Genomic DNA, 16520 nt, shown 5'->3' on the forward strand with positions numbered 1-16520 from the left:
AAAGTGAAAGCCGAGAGCATTCATCAAAGACGATGAAGGCTCTCGGCTTTTGCTGTATCTACCAAGAGTTCACTGGGTTGGATATCGTCAGTGCCGGGGTTTCAACTGGCAGTGAGAAGACAACCAGGGTAATATTGTTCCTCGCGTGCGGAGACCTTCGGGTGCATCGTGCGCAGCCACGGGGTGTGGCGCAGCTTGGTAGCGCGCGTCGTTCGGGACGACGAGGTCGCAGGTTCAAATCCTGTCACCCCGACCACATTTATGGCTCCGGCGAGTTCGCATCCAGCATGCGGATCCAGTGAGTGCATGAACTGAGGGAGTCACCCGTGTGGGTGGCTCCCTCTCTTTTTCCGCTATCACAGCGTGAGGCAGTAGTCGTGGTCGCGGAAATGGAGTGTCCCCGCGTGCTAAGCGGGCTTCTTCAAGGCAGCACTCACTTTGGCCCTGTAATGTGTTGGCCGCACCAAAGGAGAGGACGACAGTGAGAGTTGACGGACCGTCGCCGCAGAGCCGCCGGCAGCAGCAAGTGAAGATCATCGCCGCTGCGGCAGCATTTGTCGCAGGTTTCCTACTGTTGGTGCTGATCATGCTGCCCAACCCCTGGGGGTTCGCGGCAGGCACAGTGGTAGGCGGTGCCGCAGCCGCCGGTACCTACGGTATGGTGACCGGCCGGGAGATCTCCCTGCATCGACGCAGGGCTGAAGTCACCACAGAGCAGACCTCACTGCGGGAGTCGCTCTCTGAGTTCGAGTCCATGGTGCGCACGCGTTCTGCCCAGCTGCCCCCTTCGACGCACGGCCAGCTTCGGATGATTCTGGTCGGGCTTGGTGAGATCATTGAGCGCTGGGAAACGCTGCGCCGGACCCCAGACCAGCAAGACGCAGTAGCTGCGACTATTCACAGACATCTGCCGCGAACCCTGGAACTGTTCCTCGAGCTTCCAGATACCGCCAAGCCGCAGCACGCCCAGGAGTTCCGTGACCAGATCAGTGTGCTGGCAGAAGCGGTGGCCCGGACGCGCGACACCGTAGTCTCCCAGGACCTGCAGGCGCTGAAGAATAACCGCTGGTTACTAGAAGAGTCGCTCACCGATCCCGATGAGCGACTCTTCCGAGAGAACAATCTCTAGGCCTGCCCGCTAGGCGAGCAGTTCATAGGCAGGAAGCGTGAGGAAGTCCTGATACTCGTCATCAAGGACTAGTTTCCGCACAATCTCCGCGGCCGGCTCAAAGTACTTCGTGAACGTCTGCTCGTCGCTGATATCAGCTCGTAGCTTCTCCATCTCCTCCGCGAAGAACGCATCGACCAGTTCTTTGGTGACCTTGGTACCGGTGTCTGCAGTGATCGTCCCGTTATGGATCTGCTGCCAGAGTTGGGATCGTGAGATTTCCGCAGTGGCAGCATCCTCCATAAGGTTGTGGATTGCCACGGCACCATTGCCCGAGAGCCAGACCGCTGTGTAGTAGGTCGCCACATATATATTGGCCCGTACTCCCGCCTCGGTCACATCGCCTTCTGCATCTGCAACGTTGAGCAGGTCCGTGGCGGAGACGCTCACGTCCTCGCGCTTGCGGTCGATCTGGTGGGGTCGATCGCCGAGGACTCTGGTGAATTCCTCAGCACAAATCTCCACCAGATCAGGGTGGGCCACCCAGGATCCGTCAAAGCCGTCGTTGGCCTCGCGGGACTTATCGTCTCGAACCTTTTCTATGGCTTGAGCGGTGACATCTGGTTCGCGCCGGTTCGGAATGAACGCGGCCATCCCGCCCATGGCGAAGGCGTTGCGCTGATGGCATGTCTTCACCAGCAGCTCGGTATAGGCGCGCATAAAGGGCTGAGTCATGCCCACCTGTGCCCGGTCAGGCAGCACAAAGCTGCTGCCGGAGGCTCGGAAGTACTTGATCATGGAGAACAGGTAATCCCAGCGGCCGGCATTGAGACCTGAGGCATGCTCGCGCAGCTCATAGAGGATTTCGTCCATTTGGAAGGCCGCTGGAATTGTCTCGATCAGCACAGTGGCACGGACGATTCCGTGGGGCAATCCCAGACGCTCTTCCGCGAAGCTGAACACCTCATTCCACAGCCGGGCCTCCAGATAGTGCTCCAGCTTGGGCAGGTAGTAGAACGGGCCTTCGCCGTTGTCATGGAGGAGCTTGGCGTTGTGGAAGAAATGCAGGCCGAAGTCCACCAGAGCGCCCACTGCCGGGACGCCGTCGATCTCCACATGTTTCTCCGGCAGATGCCAGCCACGGGGACGCACCACAATCGTGGGCAAGGCGCCATCGGTCCTCAGCGCGTACTCCTTGCCCTCCGCAGAGGTGAAGCTCAGCGTGCGCCGGGCTGCCTGGTACAGGTTGTCCTGTGCTTCCATCAGGTTGCGCCAGGTAGGCGACAGCGCATCCTCCAGGCAGGCCAGCCACACCTTGGCACCAGAGTTCAGCGCATTGATGGCCATCTTGGCCGGTGCTGCCGGGCCGGTGATCTCTACCCGGCGGTCCTGCAGAGCCGCAGACTGCTCAGCCACAGTCCACTGAGACTCCCGTACTTGACGGGTTTCCTCAGGAAAATCCAGTTTTCCAGTATCAGCGGCTGCCGCTTGCGCCTGTTTGCGCTGAGCCAACAGCTCGTTTCGTCTCCCGGCGAACCGGCTGTGCAGCTCCTCCACAAAGGCCAGCGCCTCCTCAGTGAGGATGGACTCAGCGCCGGACACCTCGTGCGGCTCTTTCGTCATGATCGTCATATGCTGCTCCCTTGCAGTCGACTCGTGTTCTAGGTCACCTCGAGGTCAGTTCCCACTTTAACCGGGTGGAGCTGATGTGTGTATAAGAGCCGCTGCTCCAGAAGTCAGGATCAGTCTGGATCAGCCGCCCACACTGAGGCGTCCTCGTCATACTCGAGGTCTTCTGGGCTGAGGCTGTTGTTCAGTTCCATCTGCCGGACCACATCCGTGGGTGGGTTAATCATCAAGGTCGCCTCGTCCCGAAGGGTGCTCAGCTCCTCCTCAATGAATGAAGGCAGTGCATCCTCCAACGAGACATCGCGGCCTTCACGTTCGGAGAGCTTCCACCGGTGTTCCAGAAGCTGGTGCATGATCTCGGCCGGCTCCAGCTTATTGCGCAGTTCCCGGGGGATCTTGGCCAGGGTGGGTTGGAAGACCGTCTGGGTCCACATATGCGCCGCCACAGCCTCGTCCCCGTGCGGGTCGGTCTGGGCCCGATACGCATCGATGGCTCCCAGCAGTCGGCGGGCCTGGTTCTCCTGCACATCCAGACCAGTGAGATTCATCAGCCGGCGCTGGTGGTGACCGGGGTCCACCACTTTCGGGCGCAGCAGCAGCTTGCTGTCTTCTCGAGCAGAGCGGATGTCATATTCCTCGACGTCGAAGCCGAGCTCGTTCAGGCGCCGGATCCGCTCCTCAACCAGCCATTGCTGATCCGGGTTGAAGGCGGTGTCCCCGGTCAGCTCGTGCCACAGGCCACGGTAAGCGTCGATGAACTGATGGCTGGTGGCTACCGGATCGACGTCCTCGTCGACGAATCCGCCCTCCATCAGGTCCATCAGCTCACCAGCAATATTGACCTGGGCGACGTCGAGGTCATATTCGCGCTGACCTGCAGAGAGATTCGCGTGCAGCTCACCGGTCTCAGCGTCCACCAGGTAGGCGGCGAACTTTCCGGCGTCACGACGGAAGAGCGTATTGGACAAGGACACATCGCCCCAGTAGAAGCCCAGGAGGTGCAGTTCCACCATCAGCAGCGCCTGGGCGTCGATCATGCGCTGCAAAGTCTCCTTGCGCATCATCTGGTTAAACACCGCCCGGTAAGGCAGGGAGAACCGCAGATGCCGGGTCACCAGCGCCGGAGAGAGCGGCTGACCGTCCTCGGCGGACCGTCCGGTCACCTCCGCCACCGGCTTCACACAGGGAGCACCGAGTCTGCCCAGCCGACGCAGCATCTGGTACTCATGCCGAGCTGCGCGCTCTGACGTCTCCTTGATGGCAATCACGGATCCACCCAGATAGGCGAACCGGACCACGTGCCGGGAGATGCCGCGGGGCAGTGCGGCCAAGATGTCCTGGGGCCATTCCTGCAGCGGGAGGTGCCAGGGCAGATCCAGCAATTCCTGCGGAATGGTTCCGGACGCGGTCAGACTCAGGCCTGGTGCGGGACGGGGGCTCATGGGAGCAGTCTAGTGTCTGGGCTGCGTTGATTCCCTAGGTTGGGCCGATTCCCTGGCCTCAGCCACAACATTGAGAACTTGGGCCAATGCGGCGGGCTCGGGAATGCGGAACTCAGCGGCAGTGTCACCTTCTCCGACCTTCACACCCAGATCACCATCACCGAGCACCGCGAAACCATGCTCATCTGTGACGTCATCTCCGGCGAAAAACACCGCCGCGGGTTTCAGCAGCTCGCGCAGCTCCTGGATGGCTTCGCCCTTAGTAGCAAGAACGACGACGGCCTCCAGAATCTTCTTGCCCTCTTTCGCATGGGCGCCATCAATTACTGACAGCGCCGCGCGGGCCTCGTTGAGCACCTGCTCCGCGGCCTGGTCATCATCTATATGGCGCACATGAATAGCAGCACCGGCGGGCTTATGCTCGACCCAGGCGCCATCGTACTGCCCGGCAATCTGCTCCAGGACATCAGCCACCTCTGTGCGGGCAGCCTCCTGTGCAGCGGTGAGCTCTAAACCGGGCGAGTCCGGCCCCAGATATTTCTCGGCCCCATGGGAGCCCACAAGCACAGTGCCCTCCGGCGGATCAGCCTGATTCTGCAGATCCACCAGCGGACGGCCTGAGACATAGGCCAGGGTGACATCCTTCAGGGGCGCAAGGCGGCGGATAGCCTCAGCATTGACAGCTACCGGCCGGGCTGAATAAGCGTCGGCGACCAGCTCGGCGACACAACCGTCGAAATCGAGGCAGATCAACAGCGAATCTGCCGCAGCGAAACGTTCGGCGGCAGCACGCAGCTCAGGGGATAGGGCGTCAGCAGTCACAAAGATCTCCTCGGCGTGGAATGGCGTCGTCGTGGGAAACGGGTCAGAGCGTGGCCAGGCGGTCCAGGAAGTCACGTGCCCAGCGGTTGACGTTATGTGAGACTACCTGGCGGCGCAGACTCCGCATCCGGCGGGTCGCGTCCTGCGGGTCGATATGGGCAGCCTTGACCATGGCGGCTTTGAGCTCATCGATGTCATGGGGATTAATCAGCAGCGCTTGCCGGAGCTGATCGGCCGCCCCGGTGAACTCACTGAGCACCAGCACCCCGGTGCCGTCGGCACGGGCCGCCACATACTCCTTAGCCACCAAGTTCATGCCGTCACGCAGCGCGGTGACCAGCATGACGTCTGCGGCTAGATAGAGGGCCACCATCTCCTCCACCGGATAGGAATGGTGGAGATACCGGATGGCGGTATGAGCCATGCTGTCGAACTCACCGTTAATCCGTCCCACGGCCAGTTCGATCTCGTCACGCAGTTGCTGGTAGGACTCCACACCTTCTCGCGAGGGTGAGGCGATCTGCACCAAACAGGCCTGACCCACCGTGAGCTCGCCGTCCTGGAGGAGCTCCTCGTAGGCCTTCATTCGGTGCCTGATTCCTTTGGTGTAGTCCAGCCGGTCCACGCCGAGGAACACTGTCTCAGGGTTGCCGAGATCCTCACGAATCTGCCGGGCACGTTCGATGATGTCCTCGCGGGCAGCCAGTTCTACGATCTTGTCCGTATCGATGGAGATGGGGAAGGCTTTGGCCTCTGCAATCCGGTAGGTACCCTCACCCGGTGCAGAAAGCTGCCGGGGAGCCGTGCCGCGGCTGGGATCCACATTGAAGCCCTTCATCTGCGAGCTGGTCTCACTAGGCTCCTCCAGCAGCACATAGATTTTGTCCGAGCGTATGTAGTGCCCCAGCCTGTGCCGGACTGCACGCTGGAAGTTCCGGGCATCGGACTCACGCTGGAAGCCGATCAGATCCGCGCCCAGCAGTCCGCGAAGCACCGAGTGCCTCCAGGGCAGCTGTGCAAAAAGACCCGGAGGCGGGAACGGGATGTGATTGAAGAATCCGATCTTGACGTCCGGGCGCAGATCTCTGAGCATCTGAGGGACCAGCTGCAGTTGGTAATCCTGTACCCAGACCGTGGCGCCCTGACCTGCCACTTTGGCTGCGGCTTCAGCGAAGCGCTGGTTGACGCGCCGATAGGCCTCGAACCAGTGGCGGTGAAAGTCTGGACGGGCGATGACATCGTGATAGAGCGGCCAGAGCGTCCCGTTGGAGAAGCCCTCGTAATAATCCTCAACCTCTTCGGATGACAGCGGCACAGGATGCAGGTGCATGCCTTCATGGTCAAAGGGTGTCAATGTTTCATCCGGAGCCCCGTGCCATCCCACCCAGGCGCCCTCTGAGGCGGCCATGATGGGAGCCAATGCGGTGACCAAACCGCCCGGGGAGCGCTGCCATCCAGTGCTGCCGTCACTGAGTGTGACGCGATTGACAGCCAGCCTGTTGGCCACCACCACAAAGTCGTATCCCGTGGGAGCTTGCTGCTCCTGCTGCTGTGTGTCGTTGCTCACTGATTGCTCGCTCTGGCCCATGGAAGCACCCCTTGATCTCTCGTGTTTCCACCCTACGTGCCCCCTGACGCGGGCTCTTGTCACTCTGCGCGAGAAGGCTGGACGTTTGCTGGATGAAGGTCCGCCTCGTCGTCGTGCCTAACAGGTACTCTGGATGGAGTTGTCTGGAGTCCCTTGGGCTCTCATCCGTACACCTTCTTCTACCGCATTGTGGAGAGCACATGGCACGTAATACCACCAGCGCCGGCGCGCGCGAGCAGGCCCGCAAGCTTCAGCAGGAGCAAGAGCGCAAGCAGAAGCGCCAGTCGCTGCTGCTACGCATCGGCGTGGTCGGTATCGCGGTCATCGCCGTCGTCGCAATTGCTCTTGTGGTCCTGACCCGCGACGGCAACGGTGGCAACTACACCGAGGGCCCTGCCCCGGCTGCGGCGACCGATGAAGGCGGTTTTGTGCTGACCTCCGGCACGGAGCTTGCCGAGGGAGCGGATCTGGGGACTATCGACGCCGAGGACACCCCCTCAGGTGACGGCCCGGCAAGCGCCCAGCCGCGTGAAGAGGGCCAGCGGCCGCATCTGACCATCTTCACTGATGCTCACTGCGTCCACTGTGCGAACTTTGAAGGTGCCTACGAGGAGATTCTGCGCGGGCTTCTGGATGAGGAACTGATCACCCTGGAGTACCGCTCGGTCTCCTATCTGCAGTCGCGCAGCAACTACTCTGCGCGTGCGGCCAACGCCTTCGCCTGCATGGCGGATGCTTCCCCGGAGAACTACAAGGGCTACCTCTCCAATGTGACTGCGAACTACCAGGGCCAGGAGATCAACAACGAGTCCCTGGCCGCGATTGCCCAGGACAGCTACGGCGTGGATATCGAATCCTGCATCAATGACGCCACCTACCGCGCCTTTGTCGCCTATGTCAGCAATACCGCCTGGGAGCAGGGAGTCAGCGGCACCCCCACTATTTACGTGGATGACTCCCAGTACGAGCCGAACACCTTCTTCGAAGCGCTCATGACCGAGGTGAGCGAGTACGCCGAGGAGGCCGGTATTGAGTCCGACTTTGTCCAGCAGGCCGAGGAGCAGCTCGACGCCGAAGACATCGGGCAGAGTGAGGCAGAGGCCCCTGAGGATGCCGGTTCTACCGACGACGGCGAAGACGAGTAGCCCTTCCTTAGGCTGTGGAACACAGCCAATACGGTGACGGGTTGATCTGAGCCGCCGGCTGGGCATACTATGTCTAGCTGGTGACGGATCATCCCCCACCACGCCTCCTTAGCTCAGCTGGTAGAGCAACTGTCTTGTAAACAGTAGGTCCTCGGTTCGAACCCGGGAGGGGGCTCGAAGGCTTAAGAGCTGAGCCTAGTTTTTGGCCGCCGTCGCGGCACTCTGCTTAGGAGAATCCTGGCGTGGAACCCAAAACTGCCTCGGGCCCAGTCGTGCCCAAAAAATCCTCATCTAGCAAGGCGCAGTCGACAGGCCCTGCAGCACCGACCGATGACACCATGACCAGTGCAGAGAAGCTGACTATTGGCGCGCTGCTGGTCTCCACCTTCGTCATGATTCTCAACGAGACCATCATGAACGTGGCGCTGCCCAGACTCATGGATGTCTTCGATGTCAGTGAACCCACTGTGCAGTGGATGACCACTGCCTTCATGCTCACCCTTGCCGTTGTGATCCCCACCACCGGTTACCTGATGCAGCGTCTGAGCCTGCGGACAGTTTTCAGCTTGGCGATGGGGCTGTTCATCACCGGTACAGCGCTGGCCGCGTTCGCGCCGACGTTCAGTTTCCTGCTCGTGGGGCGCGTCGTGCAGGCCGCGGGTACTGCGGTGATGCTTCCGCTGCTGATGACCACCGTGCTTACTCTGGTGCCGGTGCGCCGCCGCGGTGTGGTGATGGGCAATATCTCCATCGTGATCTCCGTGGCCCCGGCCGTAGGCCCCACGCTCTCAGGCTTCTTGCTGCACATTGCAGACTGGCGCTGGCTGTTCCTGGTGATCCTGCCGATCGCGATCATCGCACTGTTCCTGGGCCGCCCGCGACTGAACAACGATCCGGGCGTGAAGGGTCAGCGGCTCTCTATCTCGTCAGTACTGCTGGCCGTTCCCGGATTCGGCGGCCTGGTCTATGGCATCAGCCAGATCGGCGGCGGACACGGTGCCGCTGAAGTGGAAGCTGCCGACGGAGCCGGCGTGGATCCGGTGGCCATTGCTGTGCTGATCATCGGCGTGGTGTGCCTGGCGGCATTCGCACTGCTGCAGGTCCGTCTGCAGCGCACGGACTCTGCTCTGCTGAACCTCAAGCCCTTCAAGTACTCCATGTACACCCGGTCGCTGATCATGATGCTGCTGATGATGATCGCCCTCTTCGGTGCGCTGATCATGCTGCCGATGTTCCTGCAGACTGTCCGCGGACTCGACACCCTGCAGACCGGTCTGCTGATGCTGCCAGGTGGTCTGTTGATGGCACTGATGGCGCCGTTCGTGGGGCGTTTCTATGACAAGATCGGTCCCCGGCCATTGGTCATCCCGGGTGCGATCATCCTGATCGGCGCGCTCTTCTGCTTTGGACTGCTGAACGCGACGACGCCTGTTCCGCTCATCCTCACCATCCACCTGGTGCTCTCCGGCGGTTTGGCATTGCTGTTCACCCCGGCCTTCACCACTGCGCTGAACCCGCTTCCGCGCGAACTGTACTCGCATGGTTCTGCGGTGCTGAACACCCTGCAGCAGCTCGCTGGAGCTATTGGCACTGCGGCTCTGGTGGCCGTGATGGGTATTGGTGCCGCAGCGGCTGCCGCCAACGGACTCGGCGCCGAAGAGTCTGCGGTGGAAGGGTTCCGCGCGGCCTTCCGGATGGCTGCTGGCTTGAGCGTGGTGGTTCTGATCATCGGTTCGACCCTGAAGCCCACCAAGGCAGAAGGCGCCTGACCGTCACAGCTAGGCAAAAAGGCCCGTCGGATGATGATCATCCGGCGGGCCTTGCTGTATTGAGGGGGCTTTCCGGGCCGGAAAGCTTGCCACCGTCGCAGTGGGCTTCAGAAGGTGGTGGCTCTTGGGAAGCGGGGCCCGCCCGCACCGAGCGGGCCCCTGTCGCACCCAAGTGAGCAACACCTTACGACACGCCGTCGGGATTACGCAACACTCATGTTGTGAAATGCCTGGGTGCCCGATCAGGCAGGGAATATAGCCCCGACTGAGCTGTTGGGGGGGTGTAGGACGTGAAGCGAACCGAACGGAGCGAAATCATGGCTGAAGACACAACTCAGAAGCGGGTCGTCATCATCGGCGGTCACGGAAAAATCGCGTTGCTGGCGGCGCCGAAGCTGGTGGCTGCCGGCTGGCAGGTCACCTCGGTCGTGCGGAACCCCGGACACATATCCGAGGTGGAGCAGACGGGGGCAACGGCAGAGCTCCTTGATGTGGAAAAGGCAAGCACCGAGGAGATCGCTCAGATCTTTGCTGGCGCTGAGGCGGTTGTGTTCTCGGCAGGTGCTGGCGGTGGCAACCCCGCCAGGACCAAAGCTGTTGACTATGAGGCAGCAGTGCGCACCATGGATGCGGCCGAGTCGGCAGGCGTGAAGCGGTACGTCATGGTGTCCTATGTGCGCAGCCAGGTGGATGTCCACACTCTGGATCAGTCCAGCTCGTTCTACCCCTATGCAGAGGCTAAGCATCGCGCGGATCAGCACCTGCGCGGCACCAGCCTGGATTACACGATCCTGGGTCCGGGGAAGCTCACCTTGGAGCCAGCCAGCGGCAAAATCCTGGTCACCGATGCTGAGGCAGCGGCGGCAACCACCTCTCAGGGTGGCAATGAGGCGACTGAGACGTCGCGGGAGAATGTGGCAGAGGTGATCGCGCATGTGCTTAACACCGGCGCGGGTCACCGCGAGACGGTGAACTTCTTCGACGGAACCACCCCGATCGCTGAGGCCATCAGTTAGGCGCGTAGCTGCCGATCACTCCTCGGGAAGCTGTTCTGCCCGGCGCGAGGTGTGCTGGGCGGTGAGTTGCCTGCGGAAATCGGGTCAAGTTCGGCTGAGGAATGCAGGTGACTCGCCGCCTAGAGGGCCCCGATAACTGACCTTTACGCAACGGTGGCCAGAAGTGAGTGGTCATTTCGTCTATCAAAACCCAAGGGGCGTTCTGCCCGCGTCTTAGCGGACAAACTGACCACTCAACTCCTCGCTGAGCTCTTTAGGTGTGAAGGCCGCGGCCACTGCACGCGGCCGAGAGCGTGGCGGGGTTCCCCCGCCCGCGGAACTAACACTGAGTTGGGGATAGCGCGGTGGGGGTGCTAACCTTTTACGGCACTGATCCGCGCGCTGCGCAGATGGTGCTAGATGGATCTGTAGCTCAGTTGGTTAGAGCGTTCGCTTCACACGCGAGAGGTCGTTGGTTCGAGTCCAATCAGATCCACTGATGAGTTTCTCATCTCTCTTGGCCTGACTCACAGGCATCTTTCCTTAAGATTTCGCACTAGGCCTGCCACATGGTGGGCCTATTTGTGATGGACTTTGCTTGAGAGGAGGGGTTATGGCACAGCAGAACCCAGCCGGCCACCGCGAAAGTGGCCAGCAGCAGGCCCATACCAACGAGGCTGCCATGAACACTGCTGCCCACCCCGACTCCGGCACCTATGAGACCACTCCGATCGATCCGGTCATCTCGGAGCCTTCTACGGATACCAGCCTGATTCCGCTGGTGCGCCCGTCATCCACCGAAGATGATGAGGACGAGGGCTTCGTCAAGAGTCTCACCGGCTCCATTGCCTCCTCCTGGCAGTCCGCAGCAGAGGAAGCCGCCCTTGAGTGGCAGGAGTACGACGCCGAAGCTGCAGCGCGCGCTGCGGAGGAGGCCGAAGCTGCAGAGGCGGAGGCGGCCCGGCACGAGTACACCGAGGACTTCAGCCTCGCTGATTCTGCTGAACCACCGACCGGAGCGATGCCGTCCCGCGGCGGTCCGCATGACCCGCTGAACCAGACTGGCACCGCCGCCCTACCGGGATTGGGTCCGGTGACTGAGGCAATCCCGCTGCGCCGTCGTTCGGTTCTGCGCCCGTCTTGGCTCAAGCCCAACTTCGGCAGTCAGCTCAAGTCCGGGCAGATCCTTGACCGCGCGGTGTTCGATCGGCGGGTTAATCCGCAGCATGTTTTTCGGCGCATCATGCAGACCGATCGTCCGGAGACCGGCCAACAGTCGCTCATCGACCGTCTGGCCGGCACCCCGTACGAGAATCCCTACCAGGCAGAGCAGCATGTGGAGGCCGATGAACTGGCCACTATCGCCTATGTGCTGGACCTGGGTGAGGCGCTTTTCCGGTACGGTGCCGGTGCCCTTGAGGTGGAGTCTTCGATCATTGCTGTGACCGCCGCGTTCGGTATGAAGAACACCGATGTGGATATCACCAACCAGTCGATCGTGCTGAACTGGGCACCTGAGGGCAAGATTCCTTATACCCGGGTGCGGGTGGTCCGCTCCTGGTCCAATAACTTTCAGGCTCTTGCCTCCGTGCATGAGCTGGTCACGGACATCATCGCCGGCCGAACCACGCGCAGTGAAGCCCAACAGCAGCTTGAGGAGATCACCCGCGAGCCCAAGCCCTATCCGCGCTGGCTGGTCACCCTCGCTGGTGCGATCTTCGCCAGTGCCTTCGGTTCCTTCTTGGGGGCGCCCCCGTTGGACTCTGCTGTGGGGTTTGCGGCCACCATCGTGGTCCTGTGGATCACGCGGCAGCTGACCACCTGGCGGGTTCCGGAGTTCTTCACCCTGGCTGCAGGCGGTTTTGTGGTCACCGGCATCGCCATGACCGCCTTTATGCTCGACGCCGAAGTCACGCCGTCGATGGTGGTGGCCGGTGGGCTGATGATCCTGCTGCCCAGTATTCGGATCGTCTCGGCGATCCAGGATGCGATCAACGGATTCCCTATCACCTCAGCCGGACGATTAGTGTCCACCATGATCGCCTTCGCCGGGATGACCAGCGGCATCATGACCGCTGTGGTCATTGCTGACCTGCTGGGGGCACCGCCCATTGAGGTGGCCGAGGGGCTGAGCCGGATCTACCATCCCACGGTGCTGGTGGCGCTGGTATTCCTGGCGGCCATCGCTGCTGCTGTGGTGGAGCAGGCCAGCTGGCGGATGCTGCTGCCCACCGGCGTCGTCTCCGCTCTGGGTTTCACGGCTTTCTACATCGGTGAAATCATCGGGCTCGGGGAGCGAGTGACTCCGGTGATCGGTGCCGTCGTCGTGGGTGCGCTGGGACGGATAGTGGCCTTGCGTTTAGGGGCACCGCAGCTGGTGGTTGCCGTTCCGGCCATGATGTTCATGCTGCCGGGTTTGATGATCTTCCGCGGTATGTATCAGATCGCCATCGAGAATTCGACGACGTTCATGATGGCCGGTCTCTTCCAGCTGTTCAATGCGCTGATCATCATCATGGCGATCGCCGCCGGCATCGTGCTCGGCGACGTCACGATGCGGCCATTCACCTCAGGCCTGCAATCCAACGAACGGCTACGCGGCCGGCGTCGGTAACTGCCAGTCCACCGGCTCGGCGCCCAGCTGCTGCAGGGCCTGATTGGCACGGGAGAAGGGTCGGGAGCCGAAGAACCCGCGCCGTGCCGACAGCGGCGAGGGGTGGGCGGAGACAATCACCTCAGTGTGTTCCCCGCTGCTCAGCAGCGGTTCAAGCTGCCTGGCATGGGCACCCCAGAGGATCGAGACCAGCGGGGTGCCGCGTGCGACCAGTGCCTTCACGGCAGCTTCGGTGATTGCTTCCCAGCCCAGGCCGCGGTGGGAGCCTGGCTCTCCAGCGGCTACCGTCAGCACGCGGTTGAGCATCAGGACTCCTTGCTGAGTCCAGGCGGTGAGGTCTCCGTGGGGGCTGGGCGGGATGCCGAGATCCGTTTCGCGCTCTTTGAAGATGTTCTGCAGACTGCGCGGCAGCGGTCGGACATCTGCAGCCACCGCAAAGGACATGCCGATGGGGTGCCCCGGCGTCGGATAGGGGTCCTGACCCAGAATCAAGACCCGGACCTCATCAAAGGGCTGACGGAATGCACGCAGCACATGGGCGGGTTCCGGAAGGATCTGCTCCCCGCTGCTGCGGCGTGCATCCAGCTGCTGGCGCAGGGCGGCGAAGTGGCTTTCGCACCCGGCCAGGGCCTGCTCCCAGCCCGATTCCAGAGGGGCGATGAATTCAGCTGTCTCCGTCACGCCCCCACTGTAAAGCACACGCCGAAAGGCACTGGAAATGCCCAATGCACTTGAGACAACTGCCTCGCCCGTAGAATGTGGCCCATGAGCCAGTACTCCCACGATGAGTTCGACGACGTCCCCCCGTACCAGTCGGACGAAGTCGGCAAGCACCGTGCTCCGGGTTCCGCCGTGGCATCGGGAGCTTCCGGCGGCGGCCTGAAATGGATCGGTCTGCTTGCCGCTTTTGCGCTGATCGTGGGACTTGTGGCCTATTTCGGCGGCTCATGGCTGCGCGGAGAAGACGAGCCGGTGGCCGAGGAAGAGCAGACTCAGGACGAGCAGACTCAGGACGAGCAGCCGGCTGATGAGGATGAGGCTGAGCCCGCCCCCGAAGGTGAAGAGGGCGAGTCTCCTGAGGATGAGCAGCCTGAAGAGGGTGCCGAGGCCGATCTGGACTTCCCCATCTATGTGTACAACTACGACGGCACACCCGGTGTGGCTGGCAGCGTGCGCACCCAGCTGGAAGGTGCTGGCTTCAACGTCACCGGCCAGGACAACTGGAGCGCTGGCTGGAACACCTGCGGGGAGACTGCGCCTGTGGTGGTGCATCCACCGGCGCAGGAGGCCGTGGCCGCAAGGATCGCCGAGGAGCTGGGTGCAGCTACCTGCGCCAGTGACGGTTGGACCGATGCCGGGGTGATTGCCGTGGCTGTCGGCGTGGAGAGCGCGCAGTAGCGAGCCTGCCTGCTTCTTCAGCGAGCTAAACGCCCGGTCCGAGCCTTCTCCTTCGCCCTGGGCGCAAGACTCAAAGTGCCTTGCACTCGGCGGGTGAGAGTGCTAAAAATTGACTTAGCACTCTCGTGTCGAGACTGCTAAGTAGAACCTGACAGGTGAGGCCGTTGAAGCCCTGGGTGACGCCGGGGCTAGGCCGTCCGTCGCGGGCATCTGACAAGGTTCGACCCAGCTGACGCGAAAACGTCTGAATTGTCACCCACTGGTTTTTAGACAAAGCCGAGTCCAGGAAGGACACGTGCCACTATGGCAAAGACTATTGCATTCGACGAAGAGGCCCGTCGCGGCCTTGAGCGGGGTCTGAACACCCTCGCCGACGCCGTCAAGGTCACCTTGGGCCCCCGCGGCCGCAATGTCGTTCTCGAGAAGTCTTGGGGCGCCCCCACCATCACCAACGATGGTGTCTCCATCGCCAAGGAAATTGAGCTGGAGGACCCCTACGAGAAGATCGGCGCTGAGCTGGTCAAAGAGGTCGCCAAGAAGACCGACGACGTCGCTGGCGACGGCACCACCACCGCCACCGTCCTCGCCCAGGCACTGGTCAAGGAAGGCCTGCGCAACGTGGCCGCCGGTGCCGACCCGGTGAGCCTGAAGCGCGGCATCGACAAGGCCGTGGAGGCCGTCACCGCCGAGCTGTTCAAGTCCGCTAAGGAAATCGAGACCACTGAGCAGATCGCTGCCACTGCCTCCATCTCCGCTGCAGACACCCAGATCGGTGAACTGATCGCCCAGGCCCTCGACAAGGTGGGCAAGGAAGGCGTCATCACCGTCGAGGAGTCCAACACCTTCGGCCTGGAGCTGGAGCTCACCGAGGGCATGCGCTTCGATAAGGGTTACCTCTCCGGCTACTTTGTCACTGACGCAGAGCGTCAGGAAGCAGTCCTGGAAGACCCCTACATCCTGATCGCTAACTCCAAGATCTCCTCCGTCAAGGACGTCATTGGCGTTCTGGAGCAGGTCATGCAGTCCGGTAAGCCGCTGCTGGTCATCGCAGAAGACGTTGAGGGTGAGGCCCTGGCCGCACTGGTGGTCAACAAGCTCAAGGGCACCTTCAAGTCCGTGGCCGTGAAGGCACCGGGCTTCGGCGACCGCCGCAAGGCCATGCTGGCTGATATCGCTATCCTCACCGGTGGTCAGGTCATCGCCGAAGAGGTCGGCCTGAAGCTGGAGAACGCCACCCTCGATCTGCTGGGCACCGCCCGCAAGGTGGTTGTCACCAAGGATGAGACCACCATCGTGGAGGGCGCCGGCGACGCCGACGAGATCGCCGGTCGCGTGAACCAGATCAAGGCTGAGATCGAGCACACCGACTCCGACTACGACCGTGAGAAGCTGCAGGAGCGCCTGGCCAAGCTGGCCGGCGGCGTGGCAGTCATCAAGGCCGGGGCCGCGACCGAGGTGGAGCTGAAGGAGCGCAAGCACCGCATCGAGGACGCTGTGCGCAACGCCAAGGCTGCCGTGGATGAGGGTATCGTCGCCGGCGGTGGCGTGGCCCTGATTCAGGCTGGCAAGCGTGCCTTCGAAAACCTCTCTCTGGAAGGGGATGAGGCCACCGGCGCCAATATCGTCAAGGTCGCCATCGAGGCTCCGCTGAAGCAGATCGCCATCAACGCTGGCCTGGAGGCTGGCGTGGTCGCTGAGAAGGTCAAGGGACTGCCCGACGGCACCGGCCTCAACGCTGCCACTGGCGAGTACGAGGACCTGCTGGAGGCCGGCGTCAACGATCCGGTGAAGGTGACCCGTTCTGCACTGCAGAATGCTGCATCCATCGCCTCCCTCTTCCTGACCACTGAGGCAGTAGTTGCCGATAAGCCGGAGAAGACCCCGGCCGGCGCTGGTGCTGACATGGATGGCATGGGCGGCATGGGCGGCATGATGTAATCACCGCCTCAACGCTGACAAGGGCCCCGCAGGACTTTCCTGCGGGGCCCTTGTTGTTTCTTGCGGCGGTCC

The 16520-nt window shown here is 62.1% G+C and carries 12 protein-coding genes and 3 tRNA genes; 10 read left to right on the top strand and 5 right to left on the bottom strand.

Annotated elements, in window-relative coordinates; all coding sequences use genetic code 11:
* Positions 1 to 179: 179 nt before the first annotated feature.
* Both TX78_RS07145 and TX78_RS07150 read left to right on the top strand, forming a co-directional pair.
* A tRNA-Pro gene (locus tag TX78_RS07145) sits at positions 180 to 256 on the top strand.
* A gap of 225 nt (positions 257 to 481) precedes the next feature.
* The gene (locus TX78_RS07150; RefSeq protein WP_147640441.1) at positions 482 to 1129 is read left to right on the top strand and encodes a hypothetical protein; all 648 of its coding nucleotides are present in this window, start codon (positions 482 to 484) and stop codon (positions 1127 to 1129) included.
* Between the two features lie 9 nt (positions 1130 to 1138).
* Here the strand turns inward: TX78_RS07150 and aceB are convergent, their stop codons facing one another.
* The 4 genes from aceB to TX78_RS07170 all read right to left on the bottom strand — a co-directional run bounded on the left by aceB (position 1139) and on the right by TX78_RS07170 (position 6589).
* Positions 1139 to 2740 (bottom strand): malate synthase A, encoded by a 1602-nt coding sequence (gene aceB / locus TX78_RS07155; RefSeq protein ID WP_044495032.1) that lies wholly within the window; start codon positions 2738 to 2740, stop codon positions 1139 to 1141.
* A gap of 110 nt (positions 2741 to 2850) precedes the next feature.
* Positions 2851 to 4179: a DUF4032 domain-containing protein gene (locus TX78_RS07160; protein ID WP_081652643.1), complete on the bottom strand. Its 1329-nt coding sequence runs from the start codon at positions 4177 to 4179 to the stop codon at positions 2851 to 2853.
* Positions 4180 to 4188: 9 nt separating this feature from the next.
* On the bottom strand, positions 4189 to 5001 hold the full coding sequence (gene otsB, locus TX78_RS07165) for a trehalose-phosphatase (protein WP_044495034.1): 813 nt from the start codon (positions 4999 to 5001) through the stop codon (positions 4189 to 4191).
* A 43-nt stretch (positions 5002 to 5044) separates the two neighbouring features.
* Entirely contained in the window at positions 5045 to 6589 is a 1545-nt protein-coding gene (locus tag TX78_RS07170; protein ID WP_049897610.1) for an alpha,alpha-trehalose-phosphate synthase (UDP-forming), read from the bottom strand.
* 200 nt (positions 6590 to 6789) lie between these two features.
* Between TX78_RS07170 and TX78_RS07175 the strand changes: the two genes are divergently transcribed.
* The 6 genes from TX78_RS07175 (at position 6790) to TX78_RS07200 (ending at position 13112) form a co-directional block, all read left to right on the top strand.
* Complete coding sequence (locus tag TX78_RS07175; RefSeq protein ID WP_049897612.1) at positions 6790 to 7734, top strand: DsbA family protein; 945 nt, start codon at positions 6790 to 6792, stop codon at positions 7732 to 7734.
* A gap of 102 nt (positions 7735 to 7836) precedes the next feature.
* A tRNA-Thr gene (locus tag TX78_RS07180) sits at positions 7837 to 7909 on the top strand.
* A 163-nt stretch (positions 7910 to 8072) separates the two neighbouring features.
* Positions 8073 to 9503, top strand: coding sequence for an MDR family MFS transporter (locus tag TX78_RS07185; RefSeq protein ID WP_081652679.1), 1431 nt, complete (start codon positions 8073 to 8075; stop codon positions 9501 to 9503).
* Between the two features lie 317 nt (positions 9504 to 9820).
* Complete coding sequence (locus tag TX78_RS07190) at positions 9821 to 10519, top strand: SDR family oxidoreductase (RefSeq protein ID WP_044495346.1); 699 nt, start codon at positions 9821 to 9823, stop codon at positions 10517 to 10519.
* Between the two features lie 401 nt (positions 10520 to 10920).
* Positions 10921 to 10994 (top strand) — tRNA-Val (locus TX78_RS07195).
* A 117-nt stretch (positions 10995 to 11111) separates the two neighbouring features.
* Positions 11112 to 13112, top strand: coding sequence for a threonine/serine exporter family protein (locus tag TX78_RS07200; RefSeq protein WP_049897613.1), 2001 nt, complete (start codon positions 11112 to 11114; stop codon positions 13110 to 13112).
* Here the strand turns inward: TX78_RS07200 and TX78_RS07205 are convergent.
* Positions 13092 to 13793 (bottom strand): uracil-DNA glycosylase, encoded by a 702-nt coding sequence (locus tag TX78_RS07205; protein ID WP_044495038.1) that lies wholly within the window; start codon positions 13791 to 13793, stop codon positions 13092 to 13094. The two genes, TX78_RS07200 and TX78_RS07205, sit on opposite strands and share 21 nt — an antisense overlap.
* Before the next feature lie 84 nt (positions 13794 to 13877).
* On the opposite strand from TX78_RS07205, the gene TX78_RS07210 reads away from it, so the two are divergent.
* Together TX78_RS07210 and groL are read left to right on the top strand one after the other, a co-directional pair.
* Entirely contained in the window at positions 13878 to 14510 is a 633-nt protein-coding gene (locus TX78_RS07210) for a LytR C-terminal domain-containing protein (protein WP_044495039.1), read from the top strand.
* 303 nt (positions 14511 to 14813) lie between these two features.
* Complete coding sequence (gene groL / locus TX78_RS07215) at positions 14814 to 16448, top strand: chaperonin GroEL (protein ID WP_044495040.1); 1635 nt, start codon at positions 14814 to 14816, stop codon at positions 16446 to 16448.
* The last annotated feature ends 72 nt before the right edge of the window (positions 16449 to 16520 follow it).

This window comes from Nesterenkonia massiliensis (genome assembly GCF_000455245.1).
GTDB classification, from domain to species: Bacteria; Actinomycetota; Actinomycetes; order Actinomycetales; family Micrococcaceae; genus Nesterenkonia; species Nesterenkonia rhizosphaerae.

Coding starts and splice junctions, on each gene's coding strand:
- TX78_RS07190 (WP_044495346.1), top strand. CDS start 9,821: ATGGCTGAAGACACAACTCAGAAGCGGGTCGTCATCATCGGCGGTCAC.
- TX78_RS07200 (WP_049897613.1), top strand. CDS start 11,112: ATGGCACAGCAGAACCCAGCCGGCCACCGCGAAAGTGGCCAGCAGCAG.
- TX78_RS07160 (WP_081652643.1), bottom strand. CDS start 4,179: ATGAGCCCCCGTCCCGCACCAGGCCTGAGTCTGACCGCGTCCGGAACC.
- TX78_RS07170 (WP_049897610.1), bottom strand. CDS start 6,589: ATGGGCCAGAGCGAGCAATCAGTGAGCAACGACACACAGCAGCAGGAG.
- TX78_RS07175 (WP_049897612.1), top strand. CDS start 6,790: ATGGCACGTAATACCACCAGCGCCGGCGCGCGCGAGCAGGCCCGCAAG.
- groL (WP_044495040.1), top strand. CDS start 14,814: ATGGCAAAGACTATTGCATTCGACGAAGAGGCCCGTCGCGGCCTTGAG.
- aceB (WP_044495032.1), bottom strand. CDS start 2,740: ATGACGATCATGACGAAAGAGCCGCACGAGGTGTCCGGCGCTGAGTCC.
- TX78_RS07210 (WP_044495039.1), top strand. CDS start 13,878: ATGAGCCAGTACTCCCACGATGAGTTCGACGACGTCCCCCCGTACCAG.
- TX78_RS07185 (WP_081652679.1), top strand. CDS start 8,073: ATGACCAGTGCAGAGAAGCTGACTATTGGCGCGCTGCTGGTCTCCACC.